Annotated in this window: 13 protein-coding genes; 2 read left to right on the top strand and 11 right to left on the bottom strand. The window is 52.6% G+C overall.

Annotation, left to right across the window (positions count from 1 at the left end):
• Nucleotides 1–4 precede the first annotated feature (4 nt).
• From AC23NW_RS12905 to AC23NW_RS12940, 8 genes are all read right to left on the bottom strand, one after another.
• On the bottom strand, nucleotides 5–1285 hold the full coding sequence (locus AC23NW_RS12905) for a DUF2268 domain-containing putative Zn-dependent protease (protein WP_487449968.1): 1281 nt from the start codon (nucleotides 1283–1285) through the stop codon (nucleotides 5–7).
• A 117-nt stretch (nucleotides 1286–1402) separates the two neighbouring features.
• Nucleotides 1403–2590: a mannonate dehydratase gene (uxuA, locus tag AC23NW_RS12910; protein ID WP_293836372.1), complete on the bottom strand. Its 1188-nt coding sequence runs from the start codon at nucleotides 2588–2590 to the stop codon at nucleotides 1403–1405.
• A gap of 126 nt (nucleotides 2591–2716) precedes the next feature.
• Entirely contained in the window at nucleotides 2717–3478 is a 762-nt protein-coding gene (locus tag AC23NW_RS12915; RefSeq protein WP_487449970.1) for an SDR family oxidoreductase, read from the bottom strand.
• A 70-nt stretch (nucleotides 3479–3548) separates the two neighbouring features.
• A complete protein-coding gene (kduI, locus tag AC23NW_RS12920) occupies nucleotides 3549–4382 on the bottom strand; it encodes a 5-dehydro-4-deoxy-D-glucuronate isomerase (protein ID WP_487449971.1) in 834 nt (277 codons plus the stop codon).
• Nucleotides 4383–4440: 58 nt separating this feature from the next.
• Nucleotides 4441–6096 carry a sodium/sugar symporter gene (locus AC23NW_RS12925; RefSeq protein WP_293836366.1) on the bottom strand — a complete coding sequence of 552 codons (1656 nt, stop codon included), beginning with the start codon at nucleotides 6094–6096 and terminating at the stop codon, nucleotides 4441–4443.
• 88 nt (nucleotides 6097–6184) lie between these two features.
• The gene (locus AC23NW_RS12930) at nucleotides 6185–6883 is read right to left on the bottom strand and encodes an L-ribulose-5-phosphate 4-epimerase (RefSeq protein WP_071503204.1); all 699 of its coding nucleotides are present in this window, start codon (nucleotides 6881–6883) and stop codon (nucleotides 6185–6187) included.
• Nucleotides 6884–6973: 90 nt separating this feature from the next.
• Entirely contained in the window at nucleotides 6974–8470 is a 1497-nt protein-coding gene (araA, locus tag AC23NW_RS12935) for an L-arabinose isomerase (RefSeq protein ID WP_293836362.1), read from the bottom strand.
• A 154-nt stretch (nucleotides 8471–8624) separates the two neighbouring features.
• On the bottom strand, nucleotides 8625–10256 hold the full coding sequence (locus tag AC23NW_RS12940) for a ribulokinase (RefSeq protein ID WP_487449973.1): 1632 nt from the start codon (nucleotides 10254–10256) through the stop codon (nucleotides 8625–8627).
• Between the two features lie 162 nt (nucleotides 10257–10418).
• Between AC23NW_RS12940 and AC23NW_RS12945 the strand changes: the two genes are divergently transcribed.
• A complete protein-coding gene (locus AC23NW_RS12945; RefSeq protein WP_487449975.1) occupies nucleotides 10419–12200 on the top strand; it encodes a PQQ-dependent sugar dehydrogenase in 1782 nt (593 codons plus the stop codon).
• Between the two features lie 346 nt (nucleotides 12201–12546).
• Here AC23NW_RS12945 and AC23NW_RS12950 read toward each other — a convergent pair whose 3' ends face one another.
• The 3 genes from AC23NW_RS12950 to AC23NW_RS12960 form a co-directional block, all read right to left on the bottom strand.
• Nucleotides 12547–13353, bottom strand: coding sequence for a DUF3108 domain-containing protein (locus tag AC23NW_RS12950; protein WP_487449977.1), 807 nt, complete (start codon nucleotides 13351–13353; stop codon nucleotides 12547–12549).
• 14 nt (nucleotides 13354–13367) lie between these two features.
• Nucleotides 13368–14405: an aminopeptidase gene (locus AC23NW_RS12955; protein WP_487449979.1), complete on the bottom strand. Its 1038-nt coding sequence runs from the start codon at nucleotides 14403–14405 to the stop codon at nucleotides 13368–13370.
• 150 nt (nucleotides 14406–14555) lie between these two features.
• Entirely contained in the window at nucleotides 14556–14786 is a 231-nt protein-coding gene (locus AC23NW_RS12960) for a heavy-metal-associated domain-containing protein (RefSeq protein ID WP_487449981.1), read from the bottom strand.
• Nucleotides 14787–14930: 144 nt separating this feature from the next.
• Here AC23NW_RS12960 and AC23NW_RS12965 point away from each other — a divergent pair, with 144 nt between their 5' ends.
• The gene (locus tag AC23NW_RS12965) at nucleotides 14931–16316 is read left to right on the top strand and encodes a TIGR00341 family protein (RefSeq protein WP_487449982.1); all 1386 of its coding nucleotides are present in this window, start codon (nucleotides 14931–14933) and stop codon (nucleotides 16314–16316) included.
• Nucleotide 16317: the final 1 nt, after the last annotated feature.

Genomic DNA, 16317 nt, shown 5'->3' on the forward strand with positions numbered 1-16317 from the left:
GACGCTACTTTGTGGCCAGATAAAGATTCCCGTCTGCATTGACGTTTGCGGCATCGCCGGGCACCGACATCCAGACATCACCGTTCAGGACAAATTTAAACGGACTGTTCGCGGGTGCCTGACCTTTCTGGACCCGCAACACAAAAGTATGCTTACCGGCAGGCTTCATCTGCCATGACGCTGCATTGGGATTCCAGTCATTGAACCCGCCGGCGACCGACATACGTACAACCGGAATGTGGTAACGAAACAGAAAATCGGCCGGAATGGTGTACGTAAACTCAATACTATCGGGGTGTTCTTTGTAGCCGAACAGGATTTTAGGCGTATTCGTCAATTGTTTTTTGCCAAACAACTGGCTGGCAATCATCTGCTGATCCTGTGCCGCAGCATAGCCTGAACGAAGCACAAAAGACCGTATCGCTTCGTTCGATGAAAGGTCAAGGCTGATGAGCGTGTTGATTGCCTGCGCTTTATCGGCAACCTGCTCAAAGTAGGCTTTACAGATTTGATAGCCAACGAAATAACCCAGGTCAGAATGTTCGCTGCCCCCGATGGCTTTCATGCCGTACAGCCATCCGAGATACCCCTGGTCTACCGAGAACATATCCGCTTTAAATGCTTGCCAGACCGCCTTTTCGTGCTGCATGCCCCATTGGATGTAGGGTGCAAATCCATTTGCTGCCAGGGATTTACCATACAGGTGTTCAGACAGAAACTCGGCAACCCCTTCGCAAAGCGTCTGGGTTAGCAACTGATGGTTTCCCTGCCTTTGCTGAAGATGAATAAACTCGTGAATAGCGGTAGGGATTGCCCATTCTTTGCCGGGCTTTGCCAGTGTCTCGGCTCCTAACAGCAGGCTATGCGTTGCCGCGTCAGGCGAGCCGCCTACCATGCCAACGCCGACTATAAAGTAAATGGTGCCTTCCTGATAGGTTGGGACGATCTGCTTGAGTCGGGTTAATTTTTGCTGAATAGCCGGAACCTGACCGGCTACATGTTCGAGCGAATACCGGATACGTTGCAGGTAAGCACGGTTATGCACCATGTAAAACCGCCATCGCTCAGCATTGGCCCCGCCAAGCCGGATGAATGTTTGGAGGCCGGTTGTTCCCTTGTCGATGTAATCGCGCCGGATAATGGTCAGTTGTTGTTCAGGGTCAGTGGTGGACAGGACCTTGTCAAACGCTGCGTAGAAATTCGTAATGTCTTCGGTATGAACGGGCGTTTGGGCGGATAACAACGAGCGGTGCAGGAGCAGCGTAAGCAGGACAAGGTATCTCATGGTTGTTTGAAAGCGATAAGATAAGCGACACATCAGCAATTCGCCGGTAAGCATAAAAAAACCAGTTGATTTTTGCAAACCAACTGGTAAGGGATTGTGCCCGAGGCGGCACACTAGTTATAAACTCCGTTCGATGCCCAGCTCCAGACCCCGCAGTTCGGCAAGGCCCCGGAGGCGACCGATGGCCGTGTAGCCCGGATTGGTTTTCTTCGACGGGTTGAGATCATCGAGCATGCGGTGACCGTGATCGGGGCGGAAGGGCAGGCGATAATCTTCGCGGCCTTCGGCCTGGCGGCGGCGCTGTTCGAGCACAAGGGCCTTCATGACTCCGTACATATCCACATCGCCGTCGAGGTGATCGGCCTCGTGGAAATTGCCCTGCTCGTCGCGTTTAGTCGCCCGCAGGTGAACAAAATTGATGCGGTTGCCGAGCCGTTCGACCATACCTGCCAGATCATTATCGGCACGGACACCGTAACTGCCGGTACAGAAACACAGACCGTTGTATTTGCTGTCGGCCGCGTCGAGCAGTTGCCGGGCATCAGCTTCCGTACTGACTACGCGTGGTAAACCAAGAATCGGGTACGGCGGATCGTCGGGGTGAATGGCGAGCAGAATACCGGCATTTTCGGCAACAGGGGTGATTTCGCGCAGAAAACTGTACAGGTTCTGCCGCAATTCCTGATCGCCGACGTGATCATACGTCCGTAGTACCTCCGCGAATGACTCCACCGTAAAGCTTTCTTCGCTACCTGGCAGACCGGCAATGATGTTCCGCGTCAACCGGCGGACATCGTCGTCCGTAGCCTGATCGAGCCATGCTTTTGCCTCCGACAGCTGCGCGGCGGAATAGTGAGCCTCCGCGCCGGGCCGCTTCAAAATATATACCTCAAAGGCGCAGAACTCCGACATATCGAACCGGAGAGCCGTGGAGCCATCGGGCAGTTTGTAGTCCAGGTCGGTACGGGTCCAGTCGAGTACCGGCATGAAGTTATAGCAAACCGTATCGATGCCGCACTGCGCCAGGTTGACCAGCGACTCCTGGTAATGCTGAATGTACTGCTTATAGTTGCCGGTCGCTTTTTTGATGTCTTCGTGGACCGGTACGCTTTCCACGACCGACCACGTTAAGCCGGCGGCTTCAATTTCGGCCTTGCGCTTCCGGATTTCGTCGACCGTCCAGACCTGACCGTTCGGAATATGATGCAGGGCAGAAACGATACCCGTGGCACCGGCCTGCCGTACGTCCCAAAGACTTACGGGATCTTTCGGGCCGTACCATCGCCATGTTTGTTCAAGAGGCATTGTAAAGAGGTTGTAATGGTATAACGTTTTGGAATAAAAGCCGCCGGAGCGGCATTTTACCCATAAAACCGGCCGGTTTTTAAAAACTTACCTTGTTATGGAACGCCAAAACGTTACAACAAAGCATTAACGACCCATCCAGCCGCCATCGACGGTGAGGACGGTGCCGTGCACGTAACTGGATGCGTCAGACGCCAGAAACACGGTCGGGCCTTTGAAATCTTCCGGTTCGCCCCAGCGCCCGGCCGGAATCCGGCTCAGAATGGCATTGCTGCGCTCCGGATCGTTGCGGAGGGCTTCGGTATTGTCGGTGGAGATGTAGCCCGGCGCGATGGCGTTCACGTTAACGCCCTTACCGGCCCACTCATTGGCAAACGCTTTCACCAGACTGCCTACCGCGCCTTTGCTGGCAGCATAGCCCGGCACGTTGATGCCGCCCTGGAACGTTAGCAGCGACGCGGTGAAAATGACTTTTCCGCTGCCACGGGCAATCATCTCGCGGCCGATCTCACGGGTCAGGATAAACTGCGCCGTCTGGTTAATGGCAATCACTTCGTCCCAATACTCGTCCGGGTGTTCAGCGGCGGGTTTGCGTAAGATCGTTCCGGCGTTATTGATCAGAATGTCGATCACCGGATGATCGGCCTTAACCTGACTGATGAAGGCGTTCAGCGACGCACGGTCACCGAAATTGGCCTGATAAGCGTAGAATTTGCGGCCGAGGGCCTCGACACTTTTGGATACGGCGCTGCCTTCCAGCTCGAGGTTGGCAGATACACCGATAATATCGGCACCGGCTTCGGCGAGTGCTTCGGCCATCGCCTTACCAATCCCGCGCTTACAGCCGGTCACTAAGGCAACTTTGCCTGTTAAAGAAATTGAGATCATACGTTTGTCGTCCGGAAGGCTATTCCGGCTTATATAAAAAAGCCCCGGAACAGCGTTCCGGGGTGTCGGATTATTTCAGTTCAGTAATCGCGCAGAAGTCCATGTCGCCGTAGTCGAGGTTTTCGCCGGCCATGCCCCAGATGAACGTGTAGTTTGACGTACCCGCGCCGGAGTGAATCGACCAGTTCGGGGAAATAACCGCCTGTTCGTTCTGCATCCAGATGTGGCGCGTTTCCTGCGGCTGTCCCATGAAATGGCAGACCGACTGTCCCTGCGGAATTTCAAAGTAGAAGTAGACCTCCATACGCCGGTCGTGGACGTGTGCAGGCATGGTGTTCCAGACACTGCCCGCCTTCAGTTCGGTCATGCCCATCTGAAGCTGGCAGGTCGGCAATACACTGTTGACCAGTAATTTATTGATAACGCGGTGGTTGGCTGTTTCCATGCTGCCCAGCTCAACACGGTCGGCGTCTTCGCGGGCAACCTTACGGGTCGGATAGGTCGTATGGGCAGGGGTAGAGTTGAGGTAGAATTTCGCCGGAGCGCTGCTGTCAACTGAGTTAAACTGAACGTCCTGCGTACCACGGCCGATGTAGAGGGCCTCTTTGTAGCCGAGTTCGTAGGTTTCACCGTCAGCCGTTACCGTACCGGCGCCGCCAACGTTGATAATGCCTAATTCGCGGCGTTCCAGGAAGTAGGCTGCCTTCAGGTTTTCGGGCGCTTCGAGCTTCACCGGACCGCTTACCGGCAGCGCACCGCCGGTCATGTAGCGATCAAAAAACGAAAGAACCCACGAGCATTGATCTGCTGCAAATAGGTTCTCAATCAGAAAATTCTTACGGAGTGTTTCCGTATCCATTTGCTTCACTTCGTTCGGCGAAGAAGCATAACGGCTTTCAAACATAAGTACACGTAGTTTGTAGCGGCGGGCTCAACCCGTGGGTCGGGCCCGCCACCCGTTCTTACCAAAATATTGTATAAATCAGGACAATAGCGGCAATAATGGCAAACGCACCGGCTTTGAATCCCGGTGTGGTCCGGAACGATGATGCCGGAACATCAAACGCTTTCGGACTATCTTTCCCTTTCGATGTCAGCAGGCTGATGACGATGTGCACCAGCGTACAGATCCAGAACACCACACCCATGCGGTTCAGGAACGGCATATCGGGGGCATAGTACTTGAACAGCGTCGAAAGCGGAATACTCAGCAGGGCCGCTGCCAGTGCACCGTTGGCCGTTGCTTTTTTCCAGAAGAAACCCAGCACAAAGATGGAAAGGATTCCCGGAGAAATAAAGCCCGTATACTCCTGAATGTACTCAAAACCCTGCCCGAAGTTCTTCAGAAAGGGACTAATTGCCAGGGCGATAATAAATGAAACCACAATGGCAACGCGGCCCAGCCAAACCGTACGCTTTTCGTCGAGATTCGGGTTGATGAACTTCTTATGGATGTCCAACATATAAATAGTCGAAATACTGTTGGCTTTACCCGCCAGTGATGCAACAATTGCAGCAGTTAATGCCGCAAAGGCCATTCCTTTCAGTCCGACCGGCAAAATATTCAGCAGAACAGGGTAGGCATTATCAGGTTTGATGATGCCGTTTTCGGTAATGCCGTTGACAATGGCCTGATCGGCCTGTTCCTGGAATAGGACATAGGCGGCCAGACCCGGCAGCACGACGATGAACGGCATGAGTACCTTCAGGAAACCGGCAAACAATACCCCGTTACGGGCTGTGGTCAGGTCGGCGCCGAGGGCTCGCTGCGTCATATACTGGTTACAGCCGAAGTAGTTGAAGTTTACAATCCACTGACCGCCAATGATAAACATCATCATGCCCGGCAGTTGCTTGTAGGCATCAATGGTGCCGCCCTTGCCGTCGTAAACCTGATACTGGCCTTTTTCAAACATCATGTGCAGGTGATCATCGGCTTTCTGACGAATCAGGCTCAGGCCTTCGAACACACCGGCGCCCGTACCGACTTTAGTCGATAGCAGTTCCAGCGCCAGGTACGTCGTTGCCAGACCACCAACCACCAGACACACGACCTGAATAACGTCGGTGTAGCCGATTACCTTCATACCGCCCAGGGTGATGATCACGGCGAAAACGGTCAGGAAAATAGCGCAGGGCATGAAACCGAAGCCGGTCATTTTTTCCAGACTCAGTGCTCCCAGGTAAATAATGGACGTGAGGTTAACCAGAATGTACAGAAACAGCCAGAAAACGGCCATGATGGTGGCCAGGCGGCCGTCGTACCGCATTTCAAGGAACTGCGGCATGGTGTAAATCTTGTTCTTGATGTACATCGGCAGAAAGTACACCGCGATGATAATCAGTGAGAAACCACCGACCAGCTCATACACCGAAATGGCCAGACCCAGTTGAAAGGCCTGACCGCTCATGCCGATAAACTGTTCGGCCGAAATGTTGGATGCGATGATGGATGCACCGATGGCCCACCACGTCAGGGAGCCTTCGGCCAGGAAAAAGTCTTTGGAATCGGCATTCTGGCTACCCTTGTTCTTGTAGACCCAGAAGCCATACGAAGCCACAATGACGAAATAAACCAGAAAGATAATGTAATCGAGCGTTTCTAAGCCAAGCTGCATGGGTTGAGGTTTAGGTTTAAAGGCCACACAGGCACATAATTAACCGCAGGATGTTTTCTACTGTAACCATGTGCCTGTGGAGCAAAAATTAACATCCTTGTCCGTAATAGGCGTTTTTGCCGTGTTTGCGTTCGTAATGCTTCATCCGGAGCGTGTCCTTGATGCGTTCGGTGGCCGGATTAATCTGCAGCGTCAGGTACGCCATCCGGGCTACTTCTTCCAGAACGGCTGAGTTGTAAACGGCTTTCTCAGCGGTTTTTCCCCAGGTAAACGGGCCGTGGTTTTGCAGAAGTACCATTTCCATCTCCTTGTGGGATAAGCCCTTATCGGCAAAGCAGTTGAAAATCTGGTTGCCGGTTTCGTACTCGTAATCGCCGTCGATCATGGCATCGGTCAGTACCGGGGCGCAGGGAATGTCCTGATGTGTATGATCGGCGTGGGTCGTTCCGAAAATCGGAATGTCCATACCGGCCTGTGCCCATGCCACTGCGTAGGTGCTGTGCGTGTGCGAGATACCGCCGATATCTTGCCACGTTTTGTAGAGCAGCGCATGGGTTTTGGTATCCGACGAGGGCCGCATCGTACCTTCCACCACGTTTGCATCGTAATCAAGAATCACGATGTCGTCGGGTTTCAGCAGGTCATAGGGGACGCCGCTGGGCTTGATGGCAAATACCGCCCGGTCGCGGTCAACGGCGCTGACGTTGCCAAACGTAAAGAGCACCAGCCCCAGCTTTGGCAGCTGCATATTTGCCTCGAAACAGGCTTCTTTTAAGGATTTATACATGAGTTCGTTATTCCGGATGGTTCTGCATCGTTGCTGCTGGTTCTGCGTTGCCGGTTGTTATCAGCAACGCAGAACCAGCAGCAACCAGAATTACGCGTTTTTGTAATACATCTCATTCCACCGGAGTTCGTTGCGGAGCTGGCGGAGGTTTGTGTCTTTGTCGATAACCACCAGTTCCACGCCAACCATGTCGGCGAAGTCGTTGATGTACTCGGTCGTCAGGTTCTGGCTGTACACCGTATGGTGAGCACCACCGGCATAAATCCAGGCGGCACAGGCGGTCTGCATATCCGGTTTCGGTTTCCATAGCACGCGCGCTACCGGCAGTTTCGGCAGTTCATGTTCGGCGGCTACGGCATCGACCTCATTGACCAGCAGACGGAACCGGTTACCCATGTCGATCAGCGACACGTTCAGCGCCGGGCCACCGGCCGTATTGAACACGAGCCGGACCGGATCGGCTTTCCCGCCGATACCCAGCGGGTGGATTTCGCAGGATGCTTTGCCGTCGGCAATCGACTCGCAGATTTCGAGCATGTGCGCACCGAGGACCAGTTTGTTGTTCGGGTCAAAGTGGTAGGTGTAGTCTTCCATGAACGAATTACCGCCCGGCATACCGCTGGCCATCACTTTCAGGGCCCGCACCATCGCGGCTGTCTTCCAGTCGCCTTCGCCGCCGTATCCGTAACCGGCAGCCATCAGCCGCTGCGAGGCAATGCCCGGCAACTGCTCCATGCCGTGGAGATCTTCGAAGGTGTTGGTATAGCCCTTGTAGCCGCCATCTTGGAGGAAATGCTGCATACCCAGCTCGATACGGGCCGCTTCACGCAGGGACTGGTGCTGTGCTCCGCCTTTGTGCAGGCTCTCCACCAGCCGGTATTTCTGTTCGTATTCGATCACGAGCTGATCAATCGACGCATCGGATACCTGGTTGATCACCTTTACCAGATCGCCGACCCCGTGGGTGTTCACGGCGAACCCGAATGTCATTTCGGCCGCTACCTTATCGCCGTCAGTCACGGCTACCTGCCGCATGTTGTCGCCGAAGCGGACGAATTTTGCACCCTGCATGTCATACCGCGCTGCTGCCACGCGTGACCAGACATTGATGGCCTGAATCACATCGTCCTGCTGCCAGTGACCAACCACTACTTTGCGGTTCAGGCGCATGCGGGTCATGATGAAACCAAACTCGCGGTCGCCGTGGGCCGACTGGTTCAGGTTCATGAAGTCCATGTCGATGTCGCCCCACGGAATGTCGCGGTTAAACTGAGTATGTAAATGTAACAGCGGTTTTTTGAGCACATTCAGGCCCCGGATCCACATTTTGGCAGGGGAGAAGGTATGCATCCAGGCGATAATCCCGATACAGTTCGGGGCCACGTTGGCATCCTGACAGATGGCGTAGATTTCGTCGGGGGTTTTCACCACGGGTTTAAACACGACCCGCACCGGAATCTGATGCGACTGGTCAAATGAATCGGCAATGATTTTCGAATGCTCATCGACCGTGCGAAGCGTTTCTTCGCCATACAGATGCTGGCTGCCCGTAACAAACCAGACTTCAAATTGATTTAGGTTGATCATACTAGTTCTATTGGCAACAAATAAGGCTACAATATCCCAGGTTGCTTAATAATCGTTGAATAATGTTCTACGTAACTTTGTCATCCCGAGCCTGCGAGGGATCTGATAACATTCAATGGCCAGATAGCTCTTCTTCGCCGGATGACAAAAAAAATTACCCCTCAATAAACTGCCCGATCTTCCGGTATTTGGCGTACAGCGCTTCGTAGACCGGCACCAGCGCAGGGCGGGGATGGTACTCGGCGTCGAAACCGGACGACATCGATGCCTGGGCATCCTGCATGGTCGGGTACAGACCCGCCGCCACGGCTGCACACATGGCCGCCCCCAGTGCACAGGCCTGGTCTGAACTCGCTACCTTGATCGGCATGTTCAGCACATCGGCCAGGGTCTGCATCACAAACGGCGACTTCTTGGCAACCCCGCCGATCGCAATGACTTCTTTAATCGGAACACCCTCGTCGAGGAACCGCTGTACAATGCTTTTCGACCCGAAGGCCGTAGCTTCCACCAGCGATTTGAAGATCTGCACGGCATCACTGCCCAGATTCAGACCGGTAATGGCTCCCTTTACCGTATGGTTGGCGTCGGGTGTCCGGCGGCCGTTCATCCAGTCAACCGATACCGGATCGTTCTCCGACACCGGCAGGTTGGCAGCTTTCTCCGAGAGCGACGGAATAATCTTTTTGGCCAGAGTTGCCAGTTCATCGGCAGGTAGCAGGCCGTCCAGACCGCTCAGGATGACGCGCTGGAACCAGGCATAAATATCACCGAATGCCGACTGACCGGCTTCCATACCCAGCATACCCGGAATAATTGAGCCATCGACCTGACCGCAGATACCACGGATCAGCAGGTGACCGATTTCGTCGTTCGGTGCGATCAGCATGTCGCAGGTCGAAGTGCCGATCACCCGCACAAACGAATACGGCTTGATGTCGGCCCCGACCGCTCCCATGTGGGCATCAAACGCCCCGACGCCGATCACGACATCGGCGGGAATGCCCAGTTTTTCCGCCCATTCGGCCGAAATAGTGCCCATCGCCTCGTCAGCGGTGTAGGTGTCGCTAAACAGCCGGTCGCGCAAACCGCCCAGCAGCGGGTCGAGTTTCGTCAGAAAATCGTCGGCCGGCAGCCCGTTGAATTCAGTATGCCACATGGCCTTATGCCCGGCCGCACACCGGCTGCGCTTCATCGTCAGCGGATTGGTGTTGCCCGTCAGCACCGCCGAAACCCAGTCGCAGTGTTCAACCCACGAAAACGCCTTGTCGCGGATGGTTTCGTCGGCGCGGAGGGTACGCAGGATTTTCGCCCAGAACCACTCCGACGAGTAAATGCCGCCGACGTATTTGGTATAGTCGGTATCCCAGTGGTGCGCCAGCTGGTTGATTTCTTCGGCTTCGGCGTTGGCGGTATGGTCTTTCCAGAGGATGAACATACCGTTGGGGTTTTCGGCAAACGCCGGCAAAAGAGCCAGCGGCGTACCGGTTTCGTCGACCGCGCAGGGCGTTGAACCCGTTGTGTCAACCGAAATGCCTTTAATGTTTTGTCGTACTTCGTCGGGAAGATTGGCCAAAGCGCCTTTGACCGAGGCTTCTAATCCCTCCAGATAATCGAGCGGGTGCTGGCGGAACTGCGACGCCGAGGGGTTGCAGTAGCGGCCCTGTTTCCAGCGGGTGTATTCGTGGACATGGGTGCCAACCGATTGGCCGGTTTGTGCATTCACAACGAGCGCGCGTACCGAGTCAGTGCCATAGTCGATGCCTATGACGTATGCGTGTGCCATGCTAAAAGCAAATTTGGGAGCAGGATGGAAAATTTAGAATGTGTCAAAGAAACACATTTTTGATTTGCAGAACAAAACCAATAAGAAATATATTTTTTGCGTGAAACCGCGTACTGGTTCCGGAATAGTAAAAACTACCGGCCGTTTCCTTTCTAAGTAGCCATGAATCAACAGGAAACGCATAAATTGACCCGTCATCATCAACGGACAGGGTGGTATTTTTTGGTAGCCGCCTTTCTCAGTATCAGCACAAGTGCATTTGCACAGGACATTACCGGAAAAACTACAGGCAAAACTGCCGCAAAAACTACAGGATATTCGACCGATAAAGCGGTGATTGCCAAAGGACAGGAGCTTTTTCAGGCGAACTGTACCGCTTGCCACAATTTCCGGCAGAAAGGGATAGGACCTAATCTGGCCGGCATCACGGGGGAAATGTCGGGGCCCTGGCTTACCGCGTTTATCCGGAATGCGCCCGAGGTTATCAAAGGGGGGGATATACGGGGGCAACGCTTATTTAAGGAGTACAACCAGTATATGCCTGCCTTCCCCGACCTGGCAGATCAGGATGTGACAGCCTTGCTGGCCTACCTGCACCAGCAGGCCAAACCGAAAGCGGAAACCGCCGATGCGAAGCCGTCGGTACCTGACCCGATACCGGATCGTATTCAGAAATCAGGATTGCACTTAACGCTGACGGAGATTACGACGGCTCCGGCCACGGCAAAACAGGCGCCGCTGGCCCGCATTACCAAAATGGCCGTGCTGCCCGGGAGCAACGGGTTACCCGACCGGCAGTTTGTCGTTGATTTACGGGGTAAGCTCTATGAAATGAAGGGGGCGGAGTTACAGGTGTTTATGGATATGAAAAAGGAGCGGCCGCAGATGATCGATGCGCCCGGACTGGCTACCGGCTTCGGTAGTTTTGCCTTTCACCCGGATTTTTACCGCAATGGGCTGCTGTATACGTCACACACCGAAAAGGCAGGGACAAAACCCGCCGACTTTGCCTATGCCGATTCGATTAAGGTTGCCTTGCAATGGGTCGTAACCGAGTGGAAAATGACCGATCCGGCCAGCCCGGTATTTGCCGGCACCGGCCGTGAACTGTTCCGCATCAACATGGTATCCGTTATCCACGGGATGCAGGAACTGACTTTTAATCCGCTGGCAAAGCGCGGCACGCCTGACTACGGGCTGCTTTATATTGGCATTGGTGACGGCGGTTGTACCGAAAATGGTTTTGCCTTTATCTGCCGCGACAAAAGCAGGGTCTGGAGCTCAGTGCTGCGGATTGACCCGTCGGGTACAAACAGCAAAAACGGGCAGTACGGCATTCCACCGACGAATCCGTATATGGGTGACGGTAGCCCGGCTACGGCTGATGAAGTGTACTGCCGGGGCTTCCGGAATCCGAACCGGATCAGTTGGGCGCCAGATGGTAAAATGCTCATTTCTGATATCGGACACGCTAATATTGAGGAGTTAAACCTTGGGATAGCAGGGGCGGATTATGGCTGGCCGGAGCGGGAAGGCATGTATGTGATGAATTACCGCGGCAAAATGGACAAGGTGTATGCGTTGCCTGCCAGTGATAAGGGATATATCTACCCCGTTGCGCAGTATGACCACGACGAAGGCAATGCCTTTTCGGGTGGTTTTGTCTATGCCGGCAAATCAATTCCCCTGTTGACCGGTAAGTACGTTTTTGGTGATATCGTAAACGGGCGGGTCTATTACGTTGAAAACCGTGAACTGGCCATTGGCCGGCAGGCTGTCGTGCGTGAACTGGACGTTGAACTAAACGGGAAACTGACGTCGTTCCGTGAGCTGACCAACGCTAAAAAAACGGATTTCCGGATCGGCGTGGGCCTCAACCAGGAGCTCTATTTCTTTACCAAAACCGACGGCAAGATTTACAGGGTGACGGGCTGTTCGAAATAAAGAATGTTTTAGCCACAAAGGCGGGAAGAACCCAAGGGGCACGAAGAATAAAAACCTTCATACCTTTTTGTCTTTGTGGTTATTTGTTTTAGCCACAAAGGCAGGAAGAACCCAAGGGGCACGAAGACTAAAAACCTTCGTGCCCCTTCATACCTTTTGTCTTTGTGGTTATTTAGCGACAAAAGCGGGAAGAATTAAAGGGCTGCAAAGTCTAAAAACCTTCGTGCCCCTTCATACCTCTTGTCTTTGTGGTTATTTAGCGACAAAGGCGGGAATAACTAAAGGGCTGCAAAGTCTAAAAACCTTCGTGCCCCTTCATACCTTTTTGTCTTTGTGGTAAAATACCTTATTTAAAAAAACGGAAATCCTGCTTTAATCCGCCGTAATCGCGGATATCCATATCGAGGGAGCCGATGACGAGGTCAACCTCTACCTTCATCGGCACTTTATTGTTATCGTCGGAGACCCAGATCCGGATAGAGTCTTCGTCTTTGAAGAAGCCCGTAGGCGGCATAACCGGGTTGAGTTTAATGACATTGATCTTACCGAATTTGGTCTTCAGAACGGCCTTGCCCTGATACTTTACCTTCATGTTGTAAATCTTGTCATCGAAAAAGGCCGGTACTTCAACCACCTGACCAACCCCGATCTTGTTGAAGTCGATTGTACGCAGATAGAAATAGCCGCTGACGACATCGTGCACATTATCAGGTACTTTAAAGACGTCAGTATCGACTTTTTCTTCCGATTTAGCGGTGTTCGCGAAATGGTTGAACGTCACGTTCTCTTCTTTGCGGTAGTTGCCTTCCTGTATATTCCGGTAAAAGCGCTGCGGCAGAATGGCTCCCGTATCGACATACGAACGCCAGGTATCCCGTACCCGCGTTACCAGATCAAAGGCACCGGTGGTCCGGCCAAATACGTTGACTTTGAAACAAGGCCGGTCATTTACTTTATACAACGCAGGGGCCACATCGACGGTAGCTTCGGCCGCGTTGATAAACCCGTAATGAACACGGTATTCAATCCGCTCGCCGGGTCCGAAACTGTTGTTAACAATACGGCGATAGGCATTCGCCAATGGATTTTCAATGGTTGTAAATCCAAAAGCAACCGTTACTGCCAGTAAGAGCCCGCCAAGCAATTTCTTCATAGTCCGGAACCGTCTCAGAGTGACGGATAGGTTTGTTTAAGGTATGTTAAATAGCGTGTAAAATTACCCCCGAATTTCTGCTCAAATTCCGTTCTGAACCGGTTTTGTTGTTTCCGGTACGTCAGATACCCAATAAAATACGCGTTGTTCGGCAGGTTCTTCCTGTTTAAACGACGTTTTTTGAGCATGGATTGTTCCCGCTGATCATACAGTGAGTCTGAGGTTGCAACAATCTGCCGGATGAGTTGCCATTTTAACGTATCTTTTGCCGGAATCGACATAGACGGTGTAAAAGAATGGTATAAACTATCCAGTTTACGGGTGCCGCGCAGCACATGCTCATCGTACCGGTCAAAGAATGATTTGTCGGCCAGATACTCCTTATACTGGGCAGAACCGCTACCGTATTTCGCCGCCATAAACCGGAGAGCGCCATATTCGCCGACAAAATCAGCCAGGTTTTCGTTGTATTCCAGACTGTTTTTGATGAACAGCGTCCCGTGCGTCAGCTCATGAATAATGAGTTCGGCCAGGCTGCCTACCGGCCGTTCGGTCATGCTCGACAGAATCGGATCATTCAGGAATCCCAGCGTCGACCAGGCCGAAACCTCGCCGATGCGGGTGTCTAACCCTTCTTTTTTCAGCTCATCCTGCTGCCGGTCGGCCCGGTCTTTGTCAAAAAAGCCTTTGTACGAAAACGTCCCCAGAATCGGGAAGGTCCATTCGCGGGCTACCAGCCGGTAAGGTTCAGCCGCCGTAATGACCCAGAGAATGGGTTTGCCGCCCTGATCGTAATACGTCTGATAGCTGCCGGATGAGTTTAGTCCAAGAGAATCAATGGCAAAACGCTTGATTTCCTGAATTAGTTTTATTTTCTGCTTCGTTGAATCGGGTACGGCCGAATCGGCCATTACGTCGGTTACGGGCCGCGTATTCCACAGAATCCGCAGCTGCCCGCGCCCCTGCATCCAGCCGTAACTAATCAGTTCCCGTTGCCAGATGCCGGCAATCACCAGCAGAATGCCCAACCCAATCCAGATTTTTTTCCACATAGCCGCAAAGATAACAGTAGAGACGCAAGATGTTGCGTATCGTTTTGACGGTCACGAATCAGCCTGCCGGTGAGGAGACGCAAGATGTTGCGTATCGTTTTGACGGTCACGAATCAGCCTGCCGGTGAGGAGACGCAAGATGTTGCGTCTCTACAGGTCGGACAGTTCAGGAATCAGTGCAGCCTCAAAACCGGCTTTTTCAACGGCAGCAATTATCTGCTCCGACACGCGGTTATCAATGGTTTGTACGGTTAACAGATGATCCTGATGCTGCAGATCTATATTCCAGCCGTCGAGTGGTTCGATGGCATTCAGCGGGAGCGTTACCGCTTCAATGGCGTCGTCGGTCGTTATATTGGTTTTGAAATTCAGGGTCTTCATAACGTCAGAAAATGATTTTCTTTTATAACTTGTTTTTTTTAAGGTTGGCGGTAGAAACGAGTGAGTGACCGCGTTTATAGTAAAACAAAAGGCATCCGGACTGATTACAGGGGAAAAAACGGATGTCCTGCCAGTAAAGAAACTATGCTAAACCAAGTACCGAAAAACCATCCTGAAGCGTTACCTGTCCGGTTTTTAAGAATTGTCCGTGAACGGTTTAGTCTGGACGACGATAAGGCCGACGAAGCCGAAACGATCCGGAGTATCACCCGTAATATTGAGTTTAGGGGTACTAATTTATGGGTGTTGATCTTTGCCATATTTATTGCGTCAATCGGGCTGAATGTTAATTCAACGGCGGTAATTATCGGGGCCATGTTAATTTCTCCGCTGATGGGGCCGATCATGGGGATTGGCCTCGGCATCGGTATTAATGACCTTAACTTGATCCTGAGGTCGTTGAAAAACCTGTCAATTGCTGTGTTTATCAGCTTGCTGACGTCAACGGTTTATTTCATTATTTCACCGCTTGATCTGGCGCAGTCGGAGTTGGTCGCCCGGACGTTTCCGACGATCTGGGATACACTGATTGCTGTGTTTGGCGGACTGGCGGGAATTGTGGCCGGGTCACGGAAAGAAAAGGTCAGTAACATTATACCGGGAGTTGCGATTGCAACCGCCCTGATGCCGCCTTTATGTACGGCGGGCTTCGGCTTAGCCAACGGTAACTGGTACTATTTTGCCGGCGCCTTCTACCTGTTTCTGATAAACAGCGTGTGTATCAGCTTATCGACGGTAGTTATTGTGCGTTACCTGGGATATCATCAGAAAGAATACCCCAGTCTGGCGACGGAGCGGAGGGTTAAAAACACCATTTTAATTGCGGTACTGATTGCGTTGTTACCCAGTACCTACCTCGGGTATGTAATCGTAAAGCGGACGTTGTTCGAGCAGGCCGCCCGGCGTTTTGTGGCTAAGGAATGTAATTACAAATACCGGCAGGTCGTGAGTTATACGGCAAAATATGAGCATGGACAAGGCATCCTCGAATTGATGCTGGTTGGTGAACCCTTACCGGCTGATTCGGTTAACCTGCTGAAGGCTAAGCTACCGGCATATACAATGCCGAATGCAACATTGATTGTCCGGCAGGGAAGTTTCAAAGATGCGGATGTTGACGTAAATACGCTGACCTCTACAATCACCGAAGAGGTTATCCAGTTCAGTCAGGCTTCCGTTGCCCGTAAGGACCGGACCATTGATTCGCTCCGGCAATACATTGAACTGACGCAGACATCGCGCTTGCCGGTAGCAGATTTACGGGATGAATTGAAAGTGCTGATGCCTGATGTGCAGACATTTACTGCCGCACGGTCATTGATTATGAATGCAAACCGTACTCAGCCGGATACGGTTTTGCTGGTGTATGCAAAATTCAGCCGCAGGCATACCGCCTCTGAAAAGAACCGGATTGCAGCCTGGCTGAAAATGCGCACCAAGAGCGACAAAATCAAGGTTATTACCGAGTAGG

The sequence above is a fragment of the Arsenicibacter sp. R0_47 genome, from assembly GCF_057652235.1.

What these genes read in the sequence shown, in the direction of transcription:
- AC23NW_RS12905 (WP_487449968.1), bottom strand. Translation starts at nt 1,285, where the DNA reads ATGAGATACCTTGTCCTGCTTACGCTGCTCCTGCACCGCTCGTTGTTA.
- uxuA (WP_293836372.1), bottom strand. Translation starts at nt 2,590, where the DNA reads ATGCCTCTTGAACAAACATGGCGATGGTACGGCCCGAAAGATCCCGTA.
- AC23NW_RS12915 (WP_487449970.1), bottom strand. Translation starts at nt 3,478, where the DNA reads ATGATCTCAATTTCTTTAACAGGCAAAGTTGCCTTAGTGACCGGCTGT.
- kduI (WP_487449971.1), bottom strand. Translation starts at nt 4,382, where the DNA reads ATGTTTGAAAGCCGTTATGCTTCTTCGCCGAACGAAGTGAAGCAAATG.
- AC23NW_RS12925 (WP_293836366.1), bottom strand. Translation starts at nt 6,096, where the DNA reads ATGCAGCTTGGCTTAGAAACGCTCGATTACATTATCTTTCTGGTTTAT.
- AC23NW_RS12930 (WP_071503204.1), bottom strand. Translation starts at nt 6,883, where the DNA reads ATGTATAAATCCTTAAAAGAAGCCTGTTTCGAGGCAAATATGCAGCTG.
- araA (WP_293836362.1), bottom strand. Translation starts at nt 8,470, where the DNA reads ATGATCAACCTAAATCAATTTGAAGTCTGGTTTGTTACGGGCAGCCAG.
- AC23NW_RS12940 (WP_487449973.1), bottom strand. Translation starts at nt 10,256, where the DNA reads ATGGCACACGCATACGTCATAGGCATCGACTATGGCACTGACTCGGTA.
- AC23NW_RS12945 (WP_487449975.1), top strand. Translation starts at nt 10,419, where the DNA reads ATGAATCAACAGGAAACGCATAAATTGACCCGTCATCATCAACGGACA.
- AC23NW_RS12950 (WP_487449977.1), bottom strand. Translation starts at nt 13,353, where the DNA reads ATGAAGAAATTGCTTGGCGGGCTCTTACTGGCAGTAACGGTTGCTTTT.
- AC23NW_RS12955 (WP_487449979.1), bottom strand. Translation starts at nt 14,405, where the DNA reads ATGTGGAAAAAAATCTGGATTGGGTTGGGCATTCTGCTGGTGATTGCC.
- AC23NW_RS12960 (WP_487449981.1), bottom strand. Translation starts at nt 14,786, where the DNA reads ATGAAGACCCTGAATTTCAAAACCAATATAACGACCGACGACGCCATT.
- AC23NW_RS12965 (WP_487449982.1), top strand. Translation starts at nt 14,931, where the DNA reads ATGCTAAACCAAGTACCGAAAAACCATCCTGAAGCGTTACCTGTCCGG.